Source organism: Streptomyces sp. NPDC002176 (assembly GCF_044903645.1).
In the GTDB taxonomy this organism is placed as follows: Bacteria; Actinomycetota; Actinomycetes; order Streptomycetales; family Streptomycetaceae; genus Streptomyces.
Genome location: NZ_JBJDQW010000002.1, coordinates 886,789 through 903,013 on the forward strand (window position 1 = coordinate 886,789; position 16,225 = coordinate 903,013).

General features: G+C 72.8%; 14 protein-coding genes and 1 pseudogene. 4 read left to right on the plus strand and 11 right to left on the minus strand.

The window, feature by feature from the left end:
• Window positions 1–4 precede the first annotated feature (4 nt).
• Both ACI2LY_RS12315 and ACI2LY_RS12320 read right to left on the minus strand, forming a co-directional pair.
• Window positions 5–352 (minus strand): hypothetical protein, encoded by a 348-nt coding sequence (locus ACI2LY_RS12315; RefSeq protein ID WP_404707098.1) that lies wholly within the window; start codon window positions 350–352, stop codon window positions 5–7.
• Entirely contained in the window at window positions 349–2,058 is a 1,710-nt protein-coding gene (locus ACI2LY_RS12320) for a hypothetical protein (protein ID WP_404707099.1), read from the minus strand. The genes ACI2LY_RS12315 and ACI2LY_RS12320 overlap by 4 nt, the downstream gene beginning before the upstream one ends.
• A 237-nt stretch (window positions 2,059–2,295) precedes the next feature.
• On the opposite strand from ACI2LY_RS12320, the gene ACI2LY_RS12325 reads away from it, so the two are divergent.
• Window positions 2,296–2,982, plus strand: a complete 687-nt coding sequence (locus ACI2LY_RS12325; RefSeq protein WP_393914881.1) for a siderophore-interacting protein — start codon at window positions 2,296–2,298, stop codon at window positions 2,980–2,982.
• A 66-nt stretch (window positions 2,983–3,048) separates the two neighbouring features.
• On the opposite strand, the gene ACI2LY_RS12330 is transcribed toward ACI2LY_RS12325, so the two are convergent.
• From ACI2LY_RS12330 to ACI2LY_RS12345, 4 genes are all read right to left on the minus strand, one after another.
• The gene (locus tag ACI2LY_RS12330; RefSeq protein ID WP_135783754.1) at window positions 3,049–4,038 is read right to left on the minus strand and encodes a malate dehydrogenase; all 990 of its coding nucleotides are present in this window, start codon (window positions 4,036–4,038) and stop codon (window positions 3,049–3,051) included.
• A 316-nt stretch (window positions 4,039–4,354) separates the two neighbouring features.
• Window positions 4,355–5,323, minus strand: coding sequence for a DUF2690 domain-containing protein (locus ACI2LY_RS12335; RefSeq protein ID WP_404707325.1), 969 nt, complete (start codon window positions 5,321–5,323; stop codon window positions 4,355–4,357).
• 317 nt (window positions 5,324–5,640) lie between these two features.
• Entirely contained in the window at window positions 5,641–6,105 is a 465-nt protein-coding gene (locus ACI2LY_RS12340; protein WP_404707100.1) for a DUF3017 domain-containing protein, read from the minus strand.
• The gene (locus ACI2LY_RS12345) at window positions 6,095–6,949 is read right to left on the minus strand and encodes a bifunctional methylenetetrahydrofolate dehydrogenase/methenyltetrahydrofolate cyclohydrolase (RefSeq protein WP_404707101.1); all 855 of its coding nucleotides are present in this window, start codon (window positions 6,947–6,949) and stop codon (window positions 6,095–6,097) included. The genes ACI2LY_RS12340 and ACI2LY_RS12345 overlap by 11 nt, the downstream gene beginning before the upstream one ends.
• 262 nt (window positions 6,950–7,211) lie before the next feature.
• Here ACI2LY_RS12345 and ACI2LY_RS12350 point away from each other — a divergent pair, with 262 nt between their 5' ends.
• On the plus strand, window positions 7,212–7,928 hold the full coding sequence (locus ACI2LY_RS12350; RefSeq protein WP_404707102.1) for an RDD family protein: 717 nt from the start codon (window positions 7,212–7,214) through the stop codon (window positions 7,926–7,928).
• 106 nt (window positions 7,929–8,034) lie between these two features.
• On the opposite strand, the gene purH is transcribed toward ACI2LY_RS12350, so the two are convergent.
• The gene (gene purH / locus ACI2LY_RS12355) at window positions 8,035–9,606 is read right to left on the minus strand and encodes a bifunctional phosphoribosylaminoimidazolecarboxamide formyltransferase/IMP cyclohydrolase (RefSeq protein ID WP_404707103.1); all 1,572 of its coding nucleotides are present in this window, start codon (window positions 9,604–9,606) and stop codon (window positions 8,035–8,037) included.
• Window positions 9,603–10,241, minus strand: a complete 639-nt coding sequence (gene purN, locus ACI2LY_RS12360; RefSeq protein ID WP_393914876.1) for a phosphoribosylglycinamide formyltransferase — start codon at window positions 10,239–10,241, stop codon at window positions 9,603–9,605. Before purN ends, purH begins: the two co-directional genes overlap by 4 nt.
• A 269-nt stretch (window positions 10,242–10,510) precedes the next feature.
• Between purN and ACI2LY_RS12365 the strand changes: the two genes are divergently transcribed.
• A complete protein-coding gene (locus ACI2LY_RS12365; protein WP_404707104.1) occupies window positions 10,511–11,275 on the plus strand; it encodes a hypothetical protein in 765 nt (254 codons plus the stop codon).
• Window positions 11,276–11,290: 15 nt separating this feature from the next.
• On the opposite strand, the gene ACI2LY_RS12370 is transcribed toward ACI2LY_RS12365, so the two are convergent.
• Window positions 11,291–12,868, minus strand: coding sequence for a DUF6350 family protein (locus tag ACI2LY_RS12370; protein ID WP_404707105.1), 1,578 nt, complete (start codon window positions 12,866–12,868; stop codon window positions 11,291–11,293).
• Window positions 12,869–13,021: 153 nt separating this feature from the next.
• Here ACI2LY_RS12370 and ACI2LY_RS12375 point away from each other — a divergent pair.
• Window positions 13,022–13,816: pseudogene (locus ACI2LY_RS12375) on the plus strand (RNA polymerase sigma factor); the annotation flags it as partial.
• Window positions 13,817–13,900: 84 nt separating this feature from the next.
• Here the strand turns inward: ACI2LY_RS12375 and sucD are convergent.
• Window positions 13,901–14,785: a succinate--CoA ligase subunit alpha gene (gene sucD, locus ACI2LY_RS12380; protein ID WP_030811903.1), complete on the minus strand. Its 885-nt coding sequence runs from the start codon at window positions 14,783–14,785 to the stop codon at window positions 13,901–13,903.
• Between the two features lie 28 nt (window positions 14,786–14,813).
• Window positions 14,814–15,995: an ADP-forming succinate--CoA ligase subunit beta gene (gene sucC / locus ACI2LY_RS12385; protein WP_393914872.1), complete on the minus strand. Its 1,182-nt coding sequence runs from the start codon at window positions 15,993–15,995 to the stop codon at window positions 14,814–14,816.
• Window positions 15,996–16,225 lie beyond the last annotated feature (230 nt).

Consider the following 16,225-nt stretch of genomic DNA (forward strand, 5'->3'; position numbering starts at 1 on the left):
CCGGTCACATTCCGAGCAGGCCCGCGACGGCGCCCGCCGAGGCGAGCACGCTCAGCAGGGCCTGCGAGTCGTCCAGCAGCTGCCGCAGGCGTTCCCGGCGGGTGGGGCCCGCCTGGCCGGTGCGGGCGATCTCGGCCTCGGTCTCGGCGAGCTCCGCGTCCAGCGCGGCCGTCTGCTCGGTGCCCCGCACCCGCTCCAGGTCGGCCCGCAACTCCCGTACCGCAAGCAGGAGTTCCTGGTCGCCTGGATCGCCCGAGCCGTGCTGGTGGCTCTCGGCGTGCGCGTGGCTGCCGATGGCGAAGGTGCTCCCCGACACGTCCCCGATGCGTACGTTCGGCTCCTGACCGGTCATGTCCCGGCTCCCTTCTGCGGCGCGGGCGCGCCCGTGGCGGAGGCGTGGCTGCCGACCGCGAAGGTGCTTCCCTCGACCCGGCCGATGTGCACGTCACCGTTGCGGATGTTGACGATCTTCCGGACGAACTCGCCGGTCTGGTAGCCGGATTCGGCGAGCGCGGACCGTACGCCGTCGGCCACCCGGTCCTGCACGCCGCGCAGATAGCGGGCCACGTCCATCTCCTGGAACAGCGAGCCGACGGGCGTGGAGCCCAGTTCGCGCACCGAGAGGGCGGGGCCGTCGGGCAGGGCGCCCGCGTAGCCGCCGGTCAGCAGCCGCCAGCCGTGCGTCAGGCCCCGGCCCAGCTGGGCGAACGCCCGGCCCGCCGAGCCCGGTACCAGGACGAGGGCGGTGGCGGCCTTGCCGAGGGAGTTGTTGTGGCGGAACCGGTGGGCCATCCGGTCGGCCTCCTTGAAGTCCTCGCGCACCGGCGTCAGCACATGCGGGGCGATCTCCAGCATCAGCATGCCGCCCTGGGTGTGGACGCGGATGTAGACCGTGACGACCAGCTCCTCGTCCCAGCCGCCGACCCGGACGCGCAGGAAGTGCCGCCGCTTCTCGGCGCCCTCCTCCACCGCCCGCGCCCGGTGCTCCTCGAACGCCTCGGGGGTGTACGGCGCCTGGTCGCGGGTGCGCAGCCCCTCCGCCGGGAGGAACACGCACTCGTCGATCTCCAGCCTGCGCAGCCGGTCCCGGACGCCGGGGCCCGCGTACTCGGCCGGGACCCGCAGCTGCTCCAGGCGGGGGCGGATCTTCTCCAGGATCGCCCGGTTGCTCAGCGGCTGCCGCTCCTTCGTCAGCTCGTCCGGCTTGAGTTCCACGGCGAGCACCCAGGTGTCGTACGCGTCTCCGGCCCCGCAGAAGGGGCGCGCCTCGTGGTACATGACCAGCGGGGCGTGCTGCTCCAGCCGGATGCGCTGCCTGAGCCGCTGGAAGCGCGGGCCCGGCCCCTGCTCGGCGGGGTCGGCGGTGGCGTCCGGGAAGCGCCGCGGGGAGAGTTCGGCGGCCAGGGCCCGGCTGAACTGGGTGCGCTGGGCGTGTACGCACAGCGCGATCAGCGCCAGCACAACGAGCGTGAAGCACCCCTGCCAGACCTCGACGGCGGGGGTGAGCGAGTCGGAGAAGTCCTCGGGGCTGCTGTAGCCGTAGGGATCGTAGGTCGGCTCGTCGGCCACACCCCCGCCGAACGCGGAGAACACGGTGAGGGCGAACAGCACGGCGAACCACGCGCGCCCCCACCACCGCGCCAGGAAGGCGAGGGCCGCGCGGTACAGCGGCGGCCGCGCGGCCCGTCCGCGCAGCCACGGGGCGAGCGCGAGCCAGATGCTGGGCCACAGGTACAGCGCGAGCAGGCCGCCGCTGAGCGGCATCCCCACCAGCCACAGCGCGGCGATCACGCCCGCCCAGACCAGCTCCTGCCGCCGGGCCCGCAGCGCGTGCGCGAGCACCCGGGCCGCGTCGAAACCGAACGAAGGCGCCACGATCCGCTGCTCGTTGAGGTGGAGTTCCTCGATGACGCGGTCCCGGTAGCCGGAGTCCAGATAGACGCCCGCGCACAGCAGCCGGGTCGCCTCGCTCGCGTGGGGCGGGGTGGGCGGCGGATCGACCGGCGCCCCCTCGGCCGCGGCCCGCTTCGTCTGCGGCGGCACGTGAGCACTGCTCATGCCATCCCCCGATGCATGGAAGTCCCTCGTCCACCGGTGAGCGGACGAGCGCTGAGCATAGAGGGGTGACGGCCGGTCAGGAAACCCGAATCCGCGCTACGGCGGTCTCACCGGGGCGGCCGGAACCGTACCCGCCCCGTGCGCTTGCCCGCCCCGGAGCGCGTAGCATCGCCCTCCCCCCACCGATGATCAACTCTGGTCCGGTAGAACCGAGTTGTCCACTTCTAGGAGCCGTGCATGCCCGCGCTGCTGAACCCCGTCCTCGATCTGCTGATGCTCCGGGGCACCGTGACCGCCGTGGAACGGTTCACCGCGCGGATGCGGCGCCTGCGGATCGAGGGCGACGCGCTGGCCGGGCTCGACGTGCTGCCCGGCCAGCAGGTCCGGGTCCTGGTGGGCACCACGCTCACCCGGCGCACCTATTCGGTGTGGCGCTACGAGCCGTCCGGCGCCGTCGAGTTGTGCGTGCTGGACCACGCCGGGGACGGGCCCGGCGCCCGCTGGGCACGCGCGGCCGCGGTCGGCGACGAGGTGCGCCTCGGCAAGCCGGAGGGCTCGTTCACGCTGCGCCCGGACGCCGCGCACCATGTGTTCGTCGGGGACGAGACGGCGTCCGTCGCGTTCGGCGCGATGCTCGCCGCGCTGCCCGCCGGGGCCCGGGTGTCCGGCTGCGTCGAGACGGACACGGCGGCCGACCGGCTCCCGCTGGCCCACGCGGGACGGCTCGACTGGGTGCTGCGCGGCGAGGTCCCGCTGCCCGAGGCAGTGGGCCGCCTGGCCCCGGCGCCGGGCGGGGTGGCCTACGTCGCCGGTGAGGCGCGCACCGTGCAGGCGGTACGGCATGTGCTGCGGGACGCGGGCTGGGACCGGCGCTCGGTCCTGACCAAGCCGTTCTGGGCGCCGGGCAAGCGCGGTCTGGAGTAGTCGGGACACGGGAACGGGCCCCGTCCGGAAGACCGGAGGGGGCCCGTCACTCGTTGCGTGCGGGGCTCAGATGAGGCCGAGACCGCGGACCGCGTCGCGCTCCTCGGCCAGCTCCTGCACCGAGGCGTCGATGCGGGCGCGGGAGAACTCGTTGATGTCCAGGCCCTGGACGATCTCGTACTTGCCGTCCTTGGTGGTGACGGGGAAGGACGAGATCAGGCCCTCCGGGACGCCGTAGGAGCCGTCCGACGGGATGCCCATGGAGGTCCAGTCGCCCTCGGCGGTGCCGTTGACCCAGGTGTAGACGTGGTCGATGGCGGCGTTGGCGGCGGAGGCGGCCGACGAGGCACCGCGGGCCTCGATGATCGCGGCACCGCGCTTGGCGACGGTCGGGATGAAGTCGTCGGCCAGCCACTGCTCGTCGTTCACGACCTCGGCGGCGTTCTTGCCCGCGACCGTGGCGTGGAAGATGTCCGGGTACTGGGTGGCGGAGTGGTTGCCCCAGATCGTCAGGCGCTTGATCTCGGAGACCGGGGTGCCCGTCTTCTTCGCCAGCTGGGTCAGCGCGCGGTTGTGGTCGAGGCGGGTCATCGCGGTGAAGCGCTCGGCCGGTACGTCCGGGGCGGCGGCCTGCGCGATGAGCGCGTTGGTGTTGGCCGGGTTGCCGACGACGAGGACCTTGATGTCGTCCGCGGCGTTGTCGTTGATGGCCTTGCCCTGCGGCTTGAAGATGCCGCCGTTGGCCTCCAGGAGGTCACCGCGCTCCATGCCCTTGGTGCGCGGGCGGGCGCCGACGAGGAGGGCGACGTTGGTGCCGTCGAAGGCGACGTTCGGGTCGTCGGTGATCGTGATGCCGTTCAGCAGCGGGAACGCGCAGTCGTCCAGCTCCATGGCCGTGCCCTCGGCCGCCTTGAGCGCGGGGGTGATCTCGAGGAGGCGGAGGTTGACCGGCACGTCCGCGCCGAGCAGCTGGCCGGAGGCGATGCGGAAGAGCAGGGCGTAACCGATCTGGCCGGCCGCGCCGGTGACGGTGACGTTCACGGGAGTGCGGGTCATGGCGTTCTCCGTAGGACAGCTGGCGGTGGGGCGTCGCTGCCCCGGGCGGATGATCGATCTCTTGGCGTCAAGAGAGATCAGCGGTCAGGCTATCGCGCATCCGGCATGCCGGACGTCCGGGGCCCTGTGGCCCGCCCCACAGCGCGACTTCGCGGGTCCGCCGCCCCCATACGGCGGCGGCGGCCGCCCGTCCGGGAGAGGAGGACGAAGGCGACCGCCGGTGGGGGTACCGGATCGCCGGACTCCCGTGGGGGGGGTACACATGCGCGTGCCCCGGTTTCGGCGTCCCATGCGTACCGCACCGAAAACGCCCGCGCTACTTGGTGCAGCCGGTCCGCCCGGCCGCCAGGGTCACGCACGCCTCGGCCTCGCCCGCGCCGCCGACGGCGACCATCGGCGTGTACGCGAAGGTGTCCCCGGCGGCGGTGTCGCCCCGCTGCTCCGTGCCGCCCGCCGTGATGCGCACCTGGTCGCCCGGAACGGCGCCGGTGATCCGGCCCCAGGCGGTGCCGCAGGTCCTGCTGTAACGGACCTCCAGCGTGGCGGCGCCGACGGCGGCGGTCCTGGCGGTGGTCACCAGGTCGCCGCCGCACCCCATGGCCTCGGCGTCCTTGCCGGTGCAGCCGGAGCCCGCGCACTTCACACCGGGCGGGAGATCGGCGGCGCTCGTGGCGGACGGCGCCGGGGAGCCGGCCGCGTCCGGCTTCCCGCCCCCGCCACCCCGGCCGGTGAGCAGGAGGACGCCGCCGATGACGACGACCGCGGCGACGGCGCCCGCGAGGAAGAGCAGCAGCCTGCGCCTGCCCCCACGGGGTTCGTCGGTCACCGGGCGCGGAGGCCCCGCGTCCCGCGCGTCCCCCTCCCCCGCCCTCGGCTTGGGCGGGATCACCGGCGGAGCACCGGCCGTCCCCGTCCCCGCGCGTGCGGTCCGGACGCCGCCCGACGCCTCCGCCCGCGCCCCGCCGAAGTCGCCCAGCTCGGCGCGGGCCTGGGTGATCCGGAGCTGCTCCATGGTGCGGTCGTGCCGCATCTCCGCGCGGCTCCAGGCGCGTTCGGCCAGCTCCCACATCGTGGTGAGGTGGACCGGGCTGGTCCCGGTGACCTCGGCGAGCGCGACGATCGCCCCCTTGGGCGCGAGCAGCCGCCCGTTCAGATACCGCTCCCAGGACGTCTTGCTGTACCCGGTGCGGTCGGCCAGCGCGGCGACGCTCAGACCCCCCTGGTCCACCAGCCGCCGCAGCTGTCCGGTGAACTCCCCGATCTGCGGATCGAGATCGTCCGGCAGCGCTTTCCAACGAGCCATGGCTCCCCCCTGGTCACTCCCCTGGCGGGCACCGCGACGCCTCCCCGCGTCACGCCACCGCCCCCGCTCCACGATGCCCGAGGGAGGGGCACCTTCGCGGCGTATCCGGCGAACTGCCCCTGTTCCGGCGCCGATCGAGCGGCTTGTGGCAGGGCGCGGACACGGTGGCGGAACGGTCACCTCCGTGCCACAGCGCACGGACAGGCGTTGCCCGGCACACACGACGGCAGCCAGGGTGAAGTCCCGGTGGCTCGCCCCCGATCGGGGGTGGGGGGGAGCCACCGGCCTTGCGCGGAGCGCTAGTTGGCCACCGTGAAGTGCAGGGTGTCCTTCAGGAACGGGAGCTGCAGCCAGGGTTCGGGCTGGACCATCAGGGCCAGCAGCACGATGACGAGGCCCAGCACCCCGTAGGTGACGATGTCCGTGAACCGGGAGCGGACGGCCAGCATGCCGACGCCGGGGAGCGTCCAGCGCAGGGCGCCGCCCGCCAGCAGCGCGGCGCCGATCAGCAGGAGGCCGACCCGGGTCAGGTCGAAGGCGATCAGCAGCAGGCCGAGACCGGCCGAGGAGAGCACGACGAGGATGGGCCACTGCCGCGCGGGCGCCGGGGCGTCACCGGCCGCGGCCCGGCCGCCGCCCTCGGGGCGCGCGGTGTCCTTGGTGAACAGCGGGAAGCGCCGGGTCATGCGCCTGGTGCGCCCCTGCGCGTCGGGCGCGCTGATCGCGTCCCGCACCTGCGGCTCCCCGGAATCCTCAGCCGGCACGGCGCTCCGCCGCCTCCACGACGTTGACCAGCAGCTGGGCGCGGGTCATCGGGCCCACGCCACCGGGGTTCGGGGAGATCCACCCGGCGACCTCGGCGACGTCCGGGTGGATGTCACCGACGATCTTGCCCTCGGCGTTGCGGGAGACACCGACGTCCAGCACGGCCGCGCCCGGCTTGATGTCCTCGGCGCGGATCAGGTGCGCGGCACCGGCGGCCGCGATGACGATGTCGGCCTTCTTGAGGTGGTAGGCGAGGTCACGGGTGCCGGTGTGGCACTGGGTGACGGTGGCGTTCTCGCTGCGCCGGGTGAGCAGCAGCGGCATCGAGCGCCCGATGGTCACACCGCGGCCGACGACCACGACCTCGGCGCCCTTGGTCTCCACGCCGTACTGGCGCAGCAGGGTGAGGACGCCGTTGGGGGTGCAGGGCAGCGGGGCGGGCTCGTTGAGGACCAGGCGGCCGAGGTTCATCGGGTGGAGGCCGTCGGCGTCCTTCTCCGGGTCCATCAGCTCGAGGATGCGGTTCTCGTCGATGCCCTTGGGCAGCGGGAGCTGGACGATGTAGCCGGTGCAGTCGGGGTCCTCGTTCAGCTCGCGGACGACCGCCTCGATCTCCTCCTGCGTGGCCGTGGCCGGGAGTTCGCGCTGGATGGAGGCGATGCCGACCTGGGCGCAGTCACGGTGCTTGCCCGCGACGTACTTCTGGCTGCCGGGGTCCTCACCGACCAGGACGGTGCCGAGGCCGGGCGTGATTCCCTTCTCCTTCAGCGCCGCCACGCGGGCGGTCAGATCGGACTTGATCGCTGCTGCGGTGGCCTTGCCATCGAGAATCTGGGCGGTCATGCCCCCATCCTCGCGGATGACCGGCCCCCGGTTCCAATCCGGTCCGCGTGGGCTCCGCCACCGTCGCGTCCCAGATGTCCGGCGATGATCGTTGATGTTGCACTTGCACAACACATCGGGAATGTGGCTGGACAAGGAGTTGCGGCTCCACAACGATGATCGGCGCGTACATCGCGGTCCGGTGGGGGGCAAACCGCTCAGATCTTGACGTTCCTCCGTGCGTTCCGTGTCGTCCCCGCAGGTCCAACGGAGGAAATCAGCCATGAGTTTCGGCTCGCCCCAGAACCCCTACGGTCAGCCGCAGGACCCCCAGCAGGGCTACGGCCAGCCCCAGCAGCCGGGCTACCCGCAGGCTCCGCAGGGCGTCCCCCCGCAGCCCGGCTACCCGCAGGGCGGCGGCGTCCCGCCCCAGGGCTACGGCTACCCGCAGCAGCCCGGTTACGGCTACCCGCAGCAGCCGGGCTTCGGTCACCCGGGCGGCCCCGGCCCGCGCCAGGCGTCGATGGGCCGCCGCTTCGGCGCCCGCTCGATCGACTTCGCGATCATGTTCGTGATCTACCTCATCGTGGTGGGCGGCGGCATCGCGAGCTTCGCCAGCTCGGCCCAGGACTGCGACCCGGCCTCGACCGCGTACGAGACCTGCATGAACGACGCCAGCACGGGGATGATGAGCAAGATCGTCCCGATCGCGCTCATGTTCGGCATAGCGACCCTGCTGTACGAGTGGCTGATGGTCGGCCTGGTCGGCGCGACCCTGGGCAAGCTGGCCGTCGGCATCCGCGTCCTGCGTGCCGACACCGGCCAGAAGCCCGGTCTGCTCAAGTCCTTCGTCCGCTGGATCATCCCGACCGCCGCGGGCTACGTCAGCTGCGGCCTCGGCCAGCTCCTCGTCTACCTGTCCCCGTTCTGGGACAACTCGGGGCGGCTGCAGGGCTGGCACGACAAGGCCGCGAACACCGTGGTCGTGCACAAGAACTGACCGCGGACTGACCGCGCGCGCACGCACGCCGTAGAACGCACGCCGTACGACCGAGGGCCGTGCCGCACCCGACCCGGGTGTGACACGGCCCTCGGCGTACGTCCGCTCAGTGGAAGAAGTGCCGCGTACCGGTGAAGTACATGGTCACGCCCGCCTCCTTGGCGGCCTCCACGACCTGCTCGTCCCGGATGGAGCCGCCCGGCTGCACGATGGCGCGCACCCCGGCGTCGATCAGGATCTGCGGCCCGTCGGGGAACGGGAAGAACGCGTCGGAGGCGGCGAAGGCACCCCGCGCCCGCTCCTCGCCCGCCCGCTCGACGGCCAGCTTGCAGGAGTCGACGCGGTTGACCTGGCCCATGCCGACGCCGACCGAGGCGCCGTCCTTGGCGAGCAGGATGGCGTTGGACTTCACCGCACGGCACGCCTTCCAGGCGAACGCCAGCTCGGCCAGCTCGGCCGGGGAGAGCGCGTCGCCGCTGGCCAGCGTCCAGTTGGCCGGGTCGTCGCCGTCGGCCTGGAGCCGGTCGGCCTCCTGGACCAGCACCCCGCCGTCGACCGGCTTGATCTCGACGGTCGCGGCGGGACCCTGCGGGGCCTTCAGCACCCGGATGTTCTTCTTCCGGGCGAGGGCCTCGAGGGCGCCCTCCTCGTAGTCCGGCGCCACGATGACCTCGGTGAAGATCTCCGCGACCTGCTCGGCCATGTCCTTGCTGACCGGCCGGTTCACCGCGATGACCCCGCCGAACGCGGACAGCGGGTCGCAGGCGTGCGCCTTGCGGTGCGCCTCGGCCACGTCCGCGCCGACCGCGATGCCGCACGGGTTGGCGTGCTTGATGATCGCCACACAGGGCTCGTCGTGGTCGTACGCGGCACGGCGGGCGGCGTCCGTGTCCGTGTAGTTGTTGTACGACATCTCCTTGCCGTGCAGCTGCTCCGCCTGCGCGAGGCCGTTCGCGCCCGGCTCGACGTACAGCGCGGCGGGCTGGTGCGGGTTCTCGCCGTAGCGCAGGGTGTGCGCGCGGTCCCAGGTGGCGCCGAGGAAGTCGGGGAACGGGGAGTCGTCGACCGGGGCGTACTCGGTGGCGAACCAGTCGGCCACGGCCACGTCGTACGCGGCGGTGTGCCGGAACGCCTCGGCGGCGAGCCGCTTGCGGGCGGCGAGGTCGAAGCCGCCCTCCTGGGCCGCGGCGAGGACATCGGCGTACCGCTCGGGGCTGGTCACCACGGCGACCGAGGGGTGGTTCTTGGCGGCGGCGCGGACCATGGACGGGCCGCCGATGTCGATCTGCTCCACGCACTCGTCGGGCGAGGCGCCCGAGGCGACCGTCTCCCGGAACGGGTACAGATTGACCACGACCAGGTCGAACGGCGTGACGCCCAGCTCGTCCAGCTGCTCGCGGTGGCTGTCCAGGCGCAGGTCGGCGAGGATGCCCGCGTGCACCTTGGGGTGCAGGGTCTTGACCCGGCCGTCCAGGCACTCGGGGAAGCCGGTCAGCTCCTCCACCTTGGTGACGGGGACGCCCGCGGCGGCGATACGGCCTGCGGTGGACCCGGTGGAGACCAGCTCCACCCCGGCCTCGTGCAGCCCGCGCGCGAGGTCTTCCAGGCCGGTCTTGTCGTAGACGCTGACGAGCGCCCGGCGAATGGGCCGCTTGGTGCTCTCGGCGGTGGCGGTCACGGGATAACTACCTTTCGTCCCTCTATGCGATGGCCGTTGCGGGCGAGCCGCCCCACGACCTCGACGAGCAGCCTTCGCTCGACGTCCTTGATGCGCTCGTGCAGCGCGCTCTCGTCGTCCTCGTCCCGGATCTCCACCGCGCCCTGCGCGATGACCGGCCCGGTGTCGACGCCGTCGTCGACGAAGTGGACGGTGCAGCCGGTGACCTTGGCGCCGTACGCGAGCGCGTCCCGTACGCCGTGGGCCCCCGGAAAGCTCGGCAGCAGGGCCGGGTGGGTGTTGACGAACCGCCCGCCGAACCTGGCCAGGAACTCCTTGCCGACGATCTTCATGAACCCGGCCGAGATCACCAGGTCCGGCTGGTGGGCGGCGACCGCCCCGGCGAGGGCCGCGTCCCACTCCTCGCGGGTCGCGTGATCCTTCACCCGGCACACGAAGGTCGGCAGCCCGGCGCGCTCGGCGCGGGCCAGCCCCTCGATGCCGTCGCGGTCGGCCCCCACGGCGACGATCCGCGCGCCGTACGCCTCGGCTCCGACGCGCTCGATCTCGTCCAGCAGGGCCTGGAGGTTGGTGCCGGAACCGGAGACCAGCACGACGAGTCGCCGGACCGCTGGACCGGCGGGGATGGCGGCCACGATGGGGCCCTTTCTCGGGACGGCGGTGTGTCCGGCCGGCGTTTGTAGGGTTCTACGAATGCTTCGCGTCCCGCCATACGGGGAAGTCTACGAAGCGCCCGGCCGCCAGCAACGATACCGGCACTCCGGACGGCCCCCACGGGACGGGTGCGTGGCCGGAAGGTAGCGTTCGGGGGGAGCCGGCTCGGGAACGCGGTCGCCGTGCGACGCGTTCACGGGATGACAGCTCACGTCGGACTTTGATTCACCTAGGGGAAGACGCTCCTTTGATGCCCGATCGCAGCCCGCGACTCCTCACGTTCCCGCCGCAGCCCGGCCAGGAGGGCGAGCGTGGCGGTTTCCTGCTGCGGGAGCGGCCGACCTCGCCGCCCCAGGCACCGTCCGGCGGCGACGACGACCGGGGCGGTGACCGCAAGGACGACAACCCGTACGCGCCCCCGCCCGAGGACCGCCCCGACCAGCCCTGGCGCCCGCGTCACCCCGAGGGCCACGAGGGCCAGGACGGTTCCGGGGACTCGCGCTGGGGCAGCCAGTGGAGCGACCGCCAGCCCGGCCGCGCCCCCGGCGGCTTCGGCGAGCGCCCCGGCGCGGGTCCGGAGGGCCCGGGCGGCGGCGGTACGAGCAAGCAGCGCTGGGACCCCACCGACCCGGCCCAGCGCCGCGCGCGGTACGCGCTGCTGTCCGGCATGTGGGCCGTCTTCTTCGTCCTCCTCGGCTGGCCGTACGTCTCCCTCTTGCTGGGCGCCCTCGCCCTCTACTGGGGCGGCAGCTCCCTGCGGGCCAAGCCCCGCACTCCCTCCCCCGACGAGCCCGCCGCCCCTCAGGGCGTCCGCCCGCAGACCACGGCGGCCATCGCCGGGATGGTCACCGCGGCCCTCGCCCTCGTCCTGGTCGGCGCGGTCTTCACGGTCCAGCTGGTCTACCGCGACTACTACACGTGCGTGAACGACGCCCTGACCCAGCAGTCGAAGCAGTCCTGCGACCAGATGCTGCCCAAGAACCTGCGGGGCGTGCTGGGGTCGGCGAACTCTTAGGGCGACCGGCCGGGCTCAGCTGGAGGGGTCCGGGGTGTCGTCGGGGGCTTCCGGGGTTCCGGACGGGGTCAGGACCTCGGCGGGCTCCGGGTCGCGGGGTGCCGCCTCGGGGTCGTCGGGGGCCTGCTGCGGCGAGGTGTCGGCCGGTTCCGCTTCCGGGGTCTTCGGGGTGCGCGGCGCGGTCAGGTCGTCGGTGTCGCGGGGGTCCTCCAGGAAGTCGTACAGCTCGTCCTTCTCGGCTTCCGGGGTGGGCTCGGCGGGCCTCGGGGTCTCCGCCGCCCGGGACGCCTTCGCCGCGGTCGGCCCGGACTTCTTCGCGGGGCGCCGTCCGCGGGGCGGCAGGGCGCCGGTGCGGCGGAGGGTGTGCAGGCGCCAGGCGCGTGCCGTGAGGGTCACCGGGGTGCCCAGGAGGAGGAGCCAGAGCGCGGCCGCCGGGCCGGTCTGCCAGCCGTAGGGGCCGAAGCGGGAGAGGGCGGAGCCGCCCAGGGGGCCGCCGGACAGTTCGGCGAGCAGGGTGAGGGCGACGGCGCCGAGCAGGGCGGCGAGCGCCAGGACGCCCAGGGTCCGCCACGCCGACCAGTGCAGCCAGGGCCGGGCCGGGGTCACGGCCGCCGACGCCACGAACCAGCCCGCGGTCACCCCGGCCGCGACCGGCACCAGGGCGACCGCCCAGTTCAGCGGGGTGCCGGGGCCCGCGTCGGGAACGGCCGCGAGCAGCGGGAACGGGGGCAGCAGCGGGGCCGGGTCCGAGGCGAGGGGGTGCACCATGTGCCCGGCGCCGAGCGCGAAGCCGGGGCCGAGCGTGTAGGAGGCCGACCACACCGCCGCGTTGGGGATCAGCGTGATGGTGAGCAGCAGCACCGTGAACCGTCCGGTCCAGCCCTCCGTCAGCTGGGTGAAGGCCAGCCGGGCGGTGTCCCCGTGCCAGACCAGGGAGGCGCCGAGCAGCAGGGCCCCGCCCCCGGTGAGCACGGCCGTGGCCGCTCCGGCCGCGCGGGCCGCCGTACCGAGCGCGTCCCCGCGTACCCAGTGCGGCAGGCGGGACGAGAGGGGCGGGTGCGGCCGTCCGCTGCCCGTCCAGACACCGACGCCCGCGGCGCCCCCGACGAGCAGCGGCAGACAGACCGTCACCCAGGGCCATTCGGGCCGGGGTTCACCCCCGTAGGCGTACAGCGTGGCCGCGGCCCCCACGGCGAGGTAGCCGAGGACGACGCCCGTCCACGCCGTACGCGCGGGAACCGGCGGCGGGCCGTCGGGTTCGTCGGACGCGTCCGTGGCGTCCCGCGCCGCCCGGTACACCAGCCAGACCGGCAGCGCGAGCAGCAGCAGCGGGGTCAGCCCGACCGGCTGGGGCACCCCGGAGAGCGTGTCGGCGCGGACGAGTTCGACCCCGTGGGCCAGCAGCCACAGCGCGGCCGCGACATGCAGCGCGCCGCCTGGCCCGCTGTCCGGGTAGGGCGAACTGACCCACAGCACCATCACCAGCGCCGCGCACGCGCCGAGCCCGAGCCCGGCCGCGAGCGCACCGCCCGCCAGCGCGGGCCCGAGGCCGGGTGAACGGTCGCGCATCCGGGACCGCAGGGACGACGACATGCGACGGAGTGTCAGCTGCATCACGCCCGCCATGCTCCCAACGACACGCGCTTTCCCGGCGTAACAGGCGAACCCCGGAAGTGTCGCCCAATATGTGTTTATGTGCCTTTTCACACAGAGGGGTGAGCCGTGACCCGAAGTACCGCACCCTCCCTGACCCCTGATCAGGCGTTCGACGCGCTGTACGCGTTCTGCGCCCCCGCCCTGGTACGGCAGACCTATCTGCTCACCGGGCGGCGGGAGTTGGCCCGCGAGGCGGTGGAGCGGGCGTTCCAGGCGGCTTGGCAGCGCTGGCCCGAGGTGGCCCGCGACCGGGACCCCGGCGGCTGGGTCCGGGCGACGGCGTACGAGTACGCCCTCTCCCCCTGGCACGGCTTCCGCCCCCGCCACCGCACCCCCGAGCCCCCACCCGCCGACCCGTCCGCGCGCGCCCTGCTGAACGCGCTGCTACGGCTCCCGCCCTCCTACCGCCGCACCCTCGTGCTCTACGACGGCGTCGGCCTCGACCTGCCCGAGACGGCGGCCGAGACGGAGGCGAGCACCCCGGCGGCGGCGAACCGGCTGACCCGCGCCCGCGAGGCCGTCGCCGCACAGGTCCCGGAACTGGCCGACCCGGCCGCCCTGCACCGGCGCCTGACCGAACTCGCCGCCACGGAACGGCTCCGCGCCGACGCCCCGAACACCGTCCGCACCGGCGGCGAGCGCCGCAACGTCTTCTGGACCCGCGCCGCCATCGCCTTCACCGTCGCCATCATCGGCGCCACCGGCCTCACCCTGCGCACGGCGCCCACGCACTACGAGGCGCCCATCGCCCCCGCCCAGGCCGTGCGGGGCGTGCCGCGGGCCCCCGCTCTCGGCCCGCTGTCGAAGACCGAGCTGACGCTGCGCGCCAAGCTCCGCGGCGAGTCGGGCAACGGCCCGGAACGGCTGTTGCCGTCACCCGGCTGATCCCCGGCGCCGGAAAACAGCGGCGGGCCCGCCCCCACGAAGGGGACGGGCCCGCGGTGTGCTGCCCGAAGGGTGGACCGAGCGTCAGGCGCTCAGGATCTCCCGCGCCAGCTTGGCCGTCTCGGTCGGGGTCTTGCCGACCTTGACGCCCGCGGCCTCGAGGGCCTCCTTCTTCGCCTGGGCGGTGCCGGACGAACCGGAGACGATCGCGCCGGCGTGGCCCATCGTCTTGCCCTCGGGCGCGGTGAAGCCCGCGACGTAGCCGACGACCGGCTTGGTCACGTTGTCCTTGATGAACGCGGCCGCGCGCTCCTCGGCGTCGCCACCGATCTCACCGATCATCACGATCAGGTCGGTGTCGGGGTCGTCCTGGAACGCGGCCAGGGCGTCGATGTGCGTGGTGCCGATGATCGGGTCGCCACCGATGCCGACGGCGGTGGAGAAGCCCAGGTCACGCAGCTCGTACATCATCTGGTACGTCAGCGTGCCGGACTTCGAGACCAGGCCGATGCGGCCCGGCTTGGTGATGTCGCCCGGGATGATGCCGACGTTGGACTGGCCCGGCGTGATGATGCCGGGGCAGTTCGGGCCGATGATCCGGGTCTTGTTGCCCTTCTTGCCCGCGTACGCCCAGAAGGCGGCCGTGTCGTGCACGGCGATACCCTCGGTGATCACGACGGCCAGGGGGATCTCGGCGTCGATCGCCTCGACGACCGCGTCCTTGGTGAACTTCTCGGGCACGAAGATGACCGAGACGTTCGCGCCGGTCTTCTCGATGGCCTCCTTGACGGTCCCGAAGACGGGTACCTCGGTGCCGTCGAAGTCCACGGTCTGACCCGCCTTGCGCGGGTTGACGCCGCCCACGACCTCGGTGCCGTCACCCAGCATGAGCTTGGTGTGCTTCATGCCGGTGGCGCCGGTCATGCCCTGGACGATGACCTTGCTGTCCTTGTTGAGCCAGATAGCCATGGTGTGTTGGTGTCCTCGTCCTGAGTGCTTACTTTGCGGCGTGGGCCAGCTCGGCGGCCTTCGCGGCCGCGCCGTCCATGGTGTCGACGCGCTGGACCAGCGGGTGGTCGGCGTCGGTGAGGATCTTGCGGCCCAGCTCGGCGTTGTTGCCGTCGAGGCGGACGACGAGCGGCTTCTCGACCTTCTCGCCGCGCTCCTCGAGGAGCTGCAGCGCCTGGACGATGCCGTTGGCGACCTCGTCGCAGGCGGTGATGCCGCCGAAGACGTTGACGAACACGGACTTGACGTCCGGGTCGCCCAGGATGATCTCCAGGCCGTTCGCCATGACCTGGGCGGAGGCGCCGCCACCGATGTCCAGGAAGTTGGCGGGCTTCACGTCGCCGTGCTGCTCACCGGCGTACGCGACGACGTCCAGGGTGCTCATGACGAGACCCGCGCCGTTGCCGATGATGCCGACCTCGCCGTCGAGCTTGACGTAGTTGAGGCCCTTCGCCTTGGCGGCGGCCTCGAGCGGGTTGGCCGCTTCCTTGTCGTGCAGCTCTTCGTACTCGGGGTGACGGAACTCGGCGTTCTCGTCGAGCGACACCTTGCCGTCCAGCGCCAGGACCTCGCCGGAGGCGACCTTCGCCAGCGGGTTGACCTCGACGAGGAGGGCGTCCGACTTGATGAAGGTGTCCCACAGCTTGATCAGGACGTTGACGACCTTGTCCGCGACCTCGGCCGGGAACTTGGCGGCCTCGACGATCTCGCGGGCCTTGGCCTCGTCCACGCCGTCGATGGCGTCGATCGGCGTCTTGGCGACGGCCTCGGGGCGGGTGGCCGCCACCTCCTCGATCTCCATGCCGCCCTCGACGGAGGCGATGGAGAGGAAGGTGCGGTTGGCACGGTCGAGGAGGAAGGAGACGTAGTACTCCTCGACGATCTCCGGAGCGGTCTCGGCGATCATCACCTTGTGGACCGTGTGGCCCTTGATGTCCATGCCGAGGATGTCCGTCGCGCGGGCGACGGCCTCGTCCGGGGTGGCGGCGAGCTTGACGCCACCGGCCTTGCCACGACCACCGACCTTCACCTGCGCCTTGACGACGGACTTGCCGCCCAGACGCTCGGTGATCTCGCGCGCCGCCTCAGGCGTGTCGATGACTTCACCGGCCAGCACCGGTACATCGTGCTTGGCGAAGAGGTCCCTCGCCTGGTACTCGAACAGGTCCACGCGCTTCCGTCCCTATCAGTGATCTCGCGGTCGTTGGATGCGTGGGCGTGCCGCGAAGGGCAACGTGACGTCCGCTTGTCACAAGGGGTGCGCACACGGTGTCCGAGCGCGCGGCATGTCCGTCTCGCAGGTTATCCCTGCTTGCCGGGGGCCTCTAAATCGCGAGTCACACCCGAGCGGTGATACCTGTCACATGATGCCGTTTTCCCTGACACGCCGTGCCTCTTGGG

Coding starts and splice junctions, on each gene's coding strand:
- ACI2LY_RS12350 (WP_404707102.1), top strand. CDS start 7,212: ATGAGTTTCGGCTCGCCCCAGAACCCCTACGGTCAGCCGCAGGACCCC.
- ACI2LY_RS12320 (WP_404707099.1), bottom strand. CDS start 2,058: ATGAGCAGTGCTCACGTGCCGCCGCAGACGAAGCGGGCCGCGGCCGAG.
- ACI2LY_RS12370 (WP_404707105.1), bottom strand. CDS start 12,868: ATGTCGTCGTCCCTGCGGTCCCGGATGCGCGACCGTTCACCCGGCCTC.
- ACI2LY_RS12325 (WP_393914881.1), top strand. CDS start 2,296: ATGCCCGCGCTGCTGAACCCCGTCCTCGATCTGCTGATGCTCCGGGGC.
- ACI2LY_RS12365 (WP_404707104.1), top strand. CDS start 10,511: ATGCCCGATCGCAGCCCGCGACTCCTCACGTTCCCGCCGCAGCCCGGC.
- ACI2LY_RS12315 (WP_404707098.1), bottom strand. CDS start 352: ATGACCGGTCAGGAGCCGAACGTACGCATCGGGGACGTGTCGGGGAGC.
- ACI2LY_RS12345 (WP_404707101.1), bottom strand. CDS start 6,949: ATGACCGCCCAGATTCTCGATGGCAAGGCCACCGCAGCAGCGATCAAG.
- ACI2LY_RS12330 (WP_135783754.1), bottom strand. CDS start 4,038: ATGACCCGCACTCCCGTGAACGTCACCGTCACCGGCGCGGCCGGCCAG.
- sucD (WP_030811903.1), bottom strand. CDS start 14,785: ATGGCTATCTGGCTCAACAAGGACAGCAAGGTCATCGTCCAGGGCATG.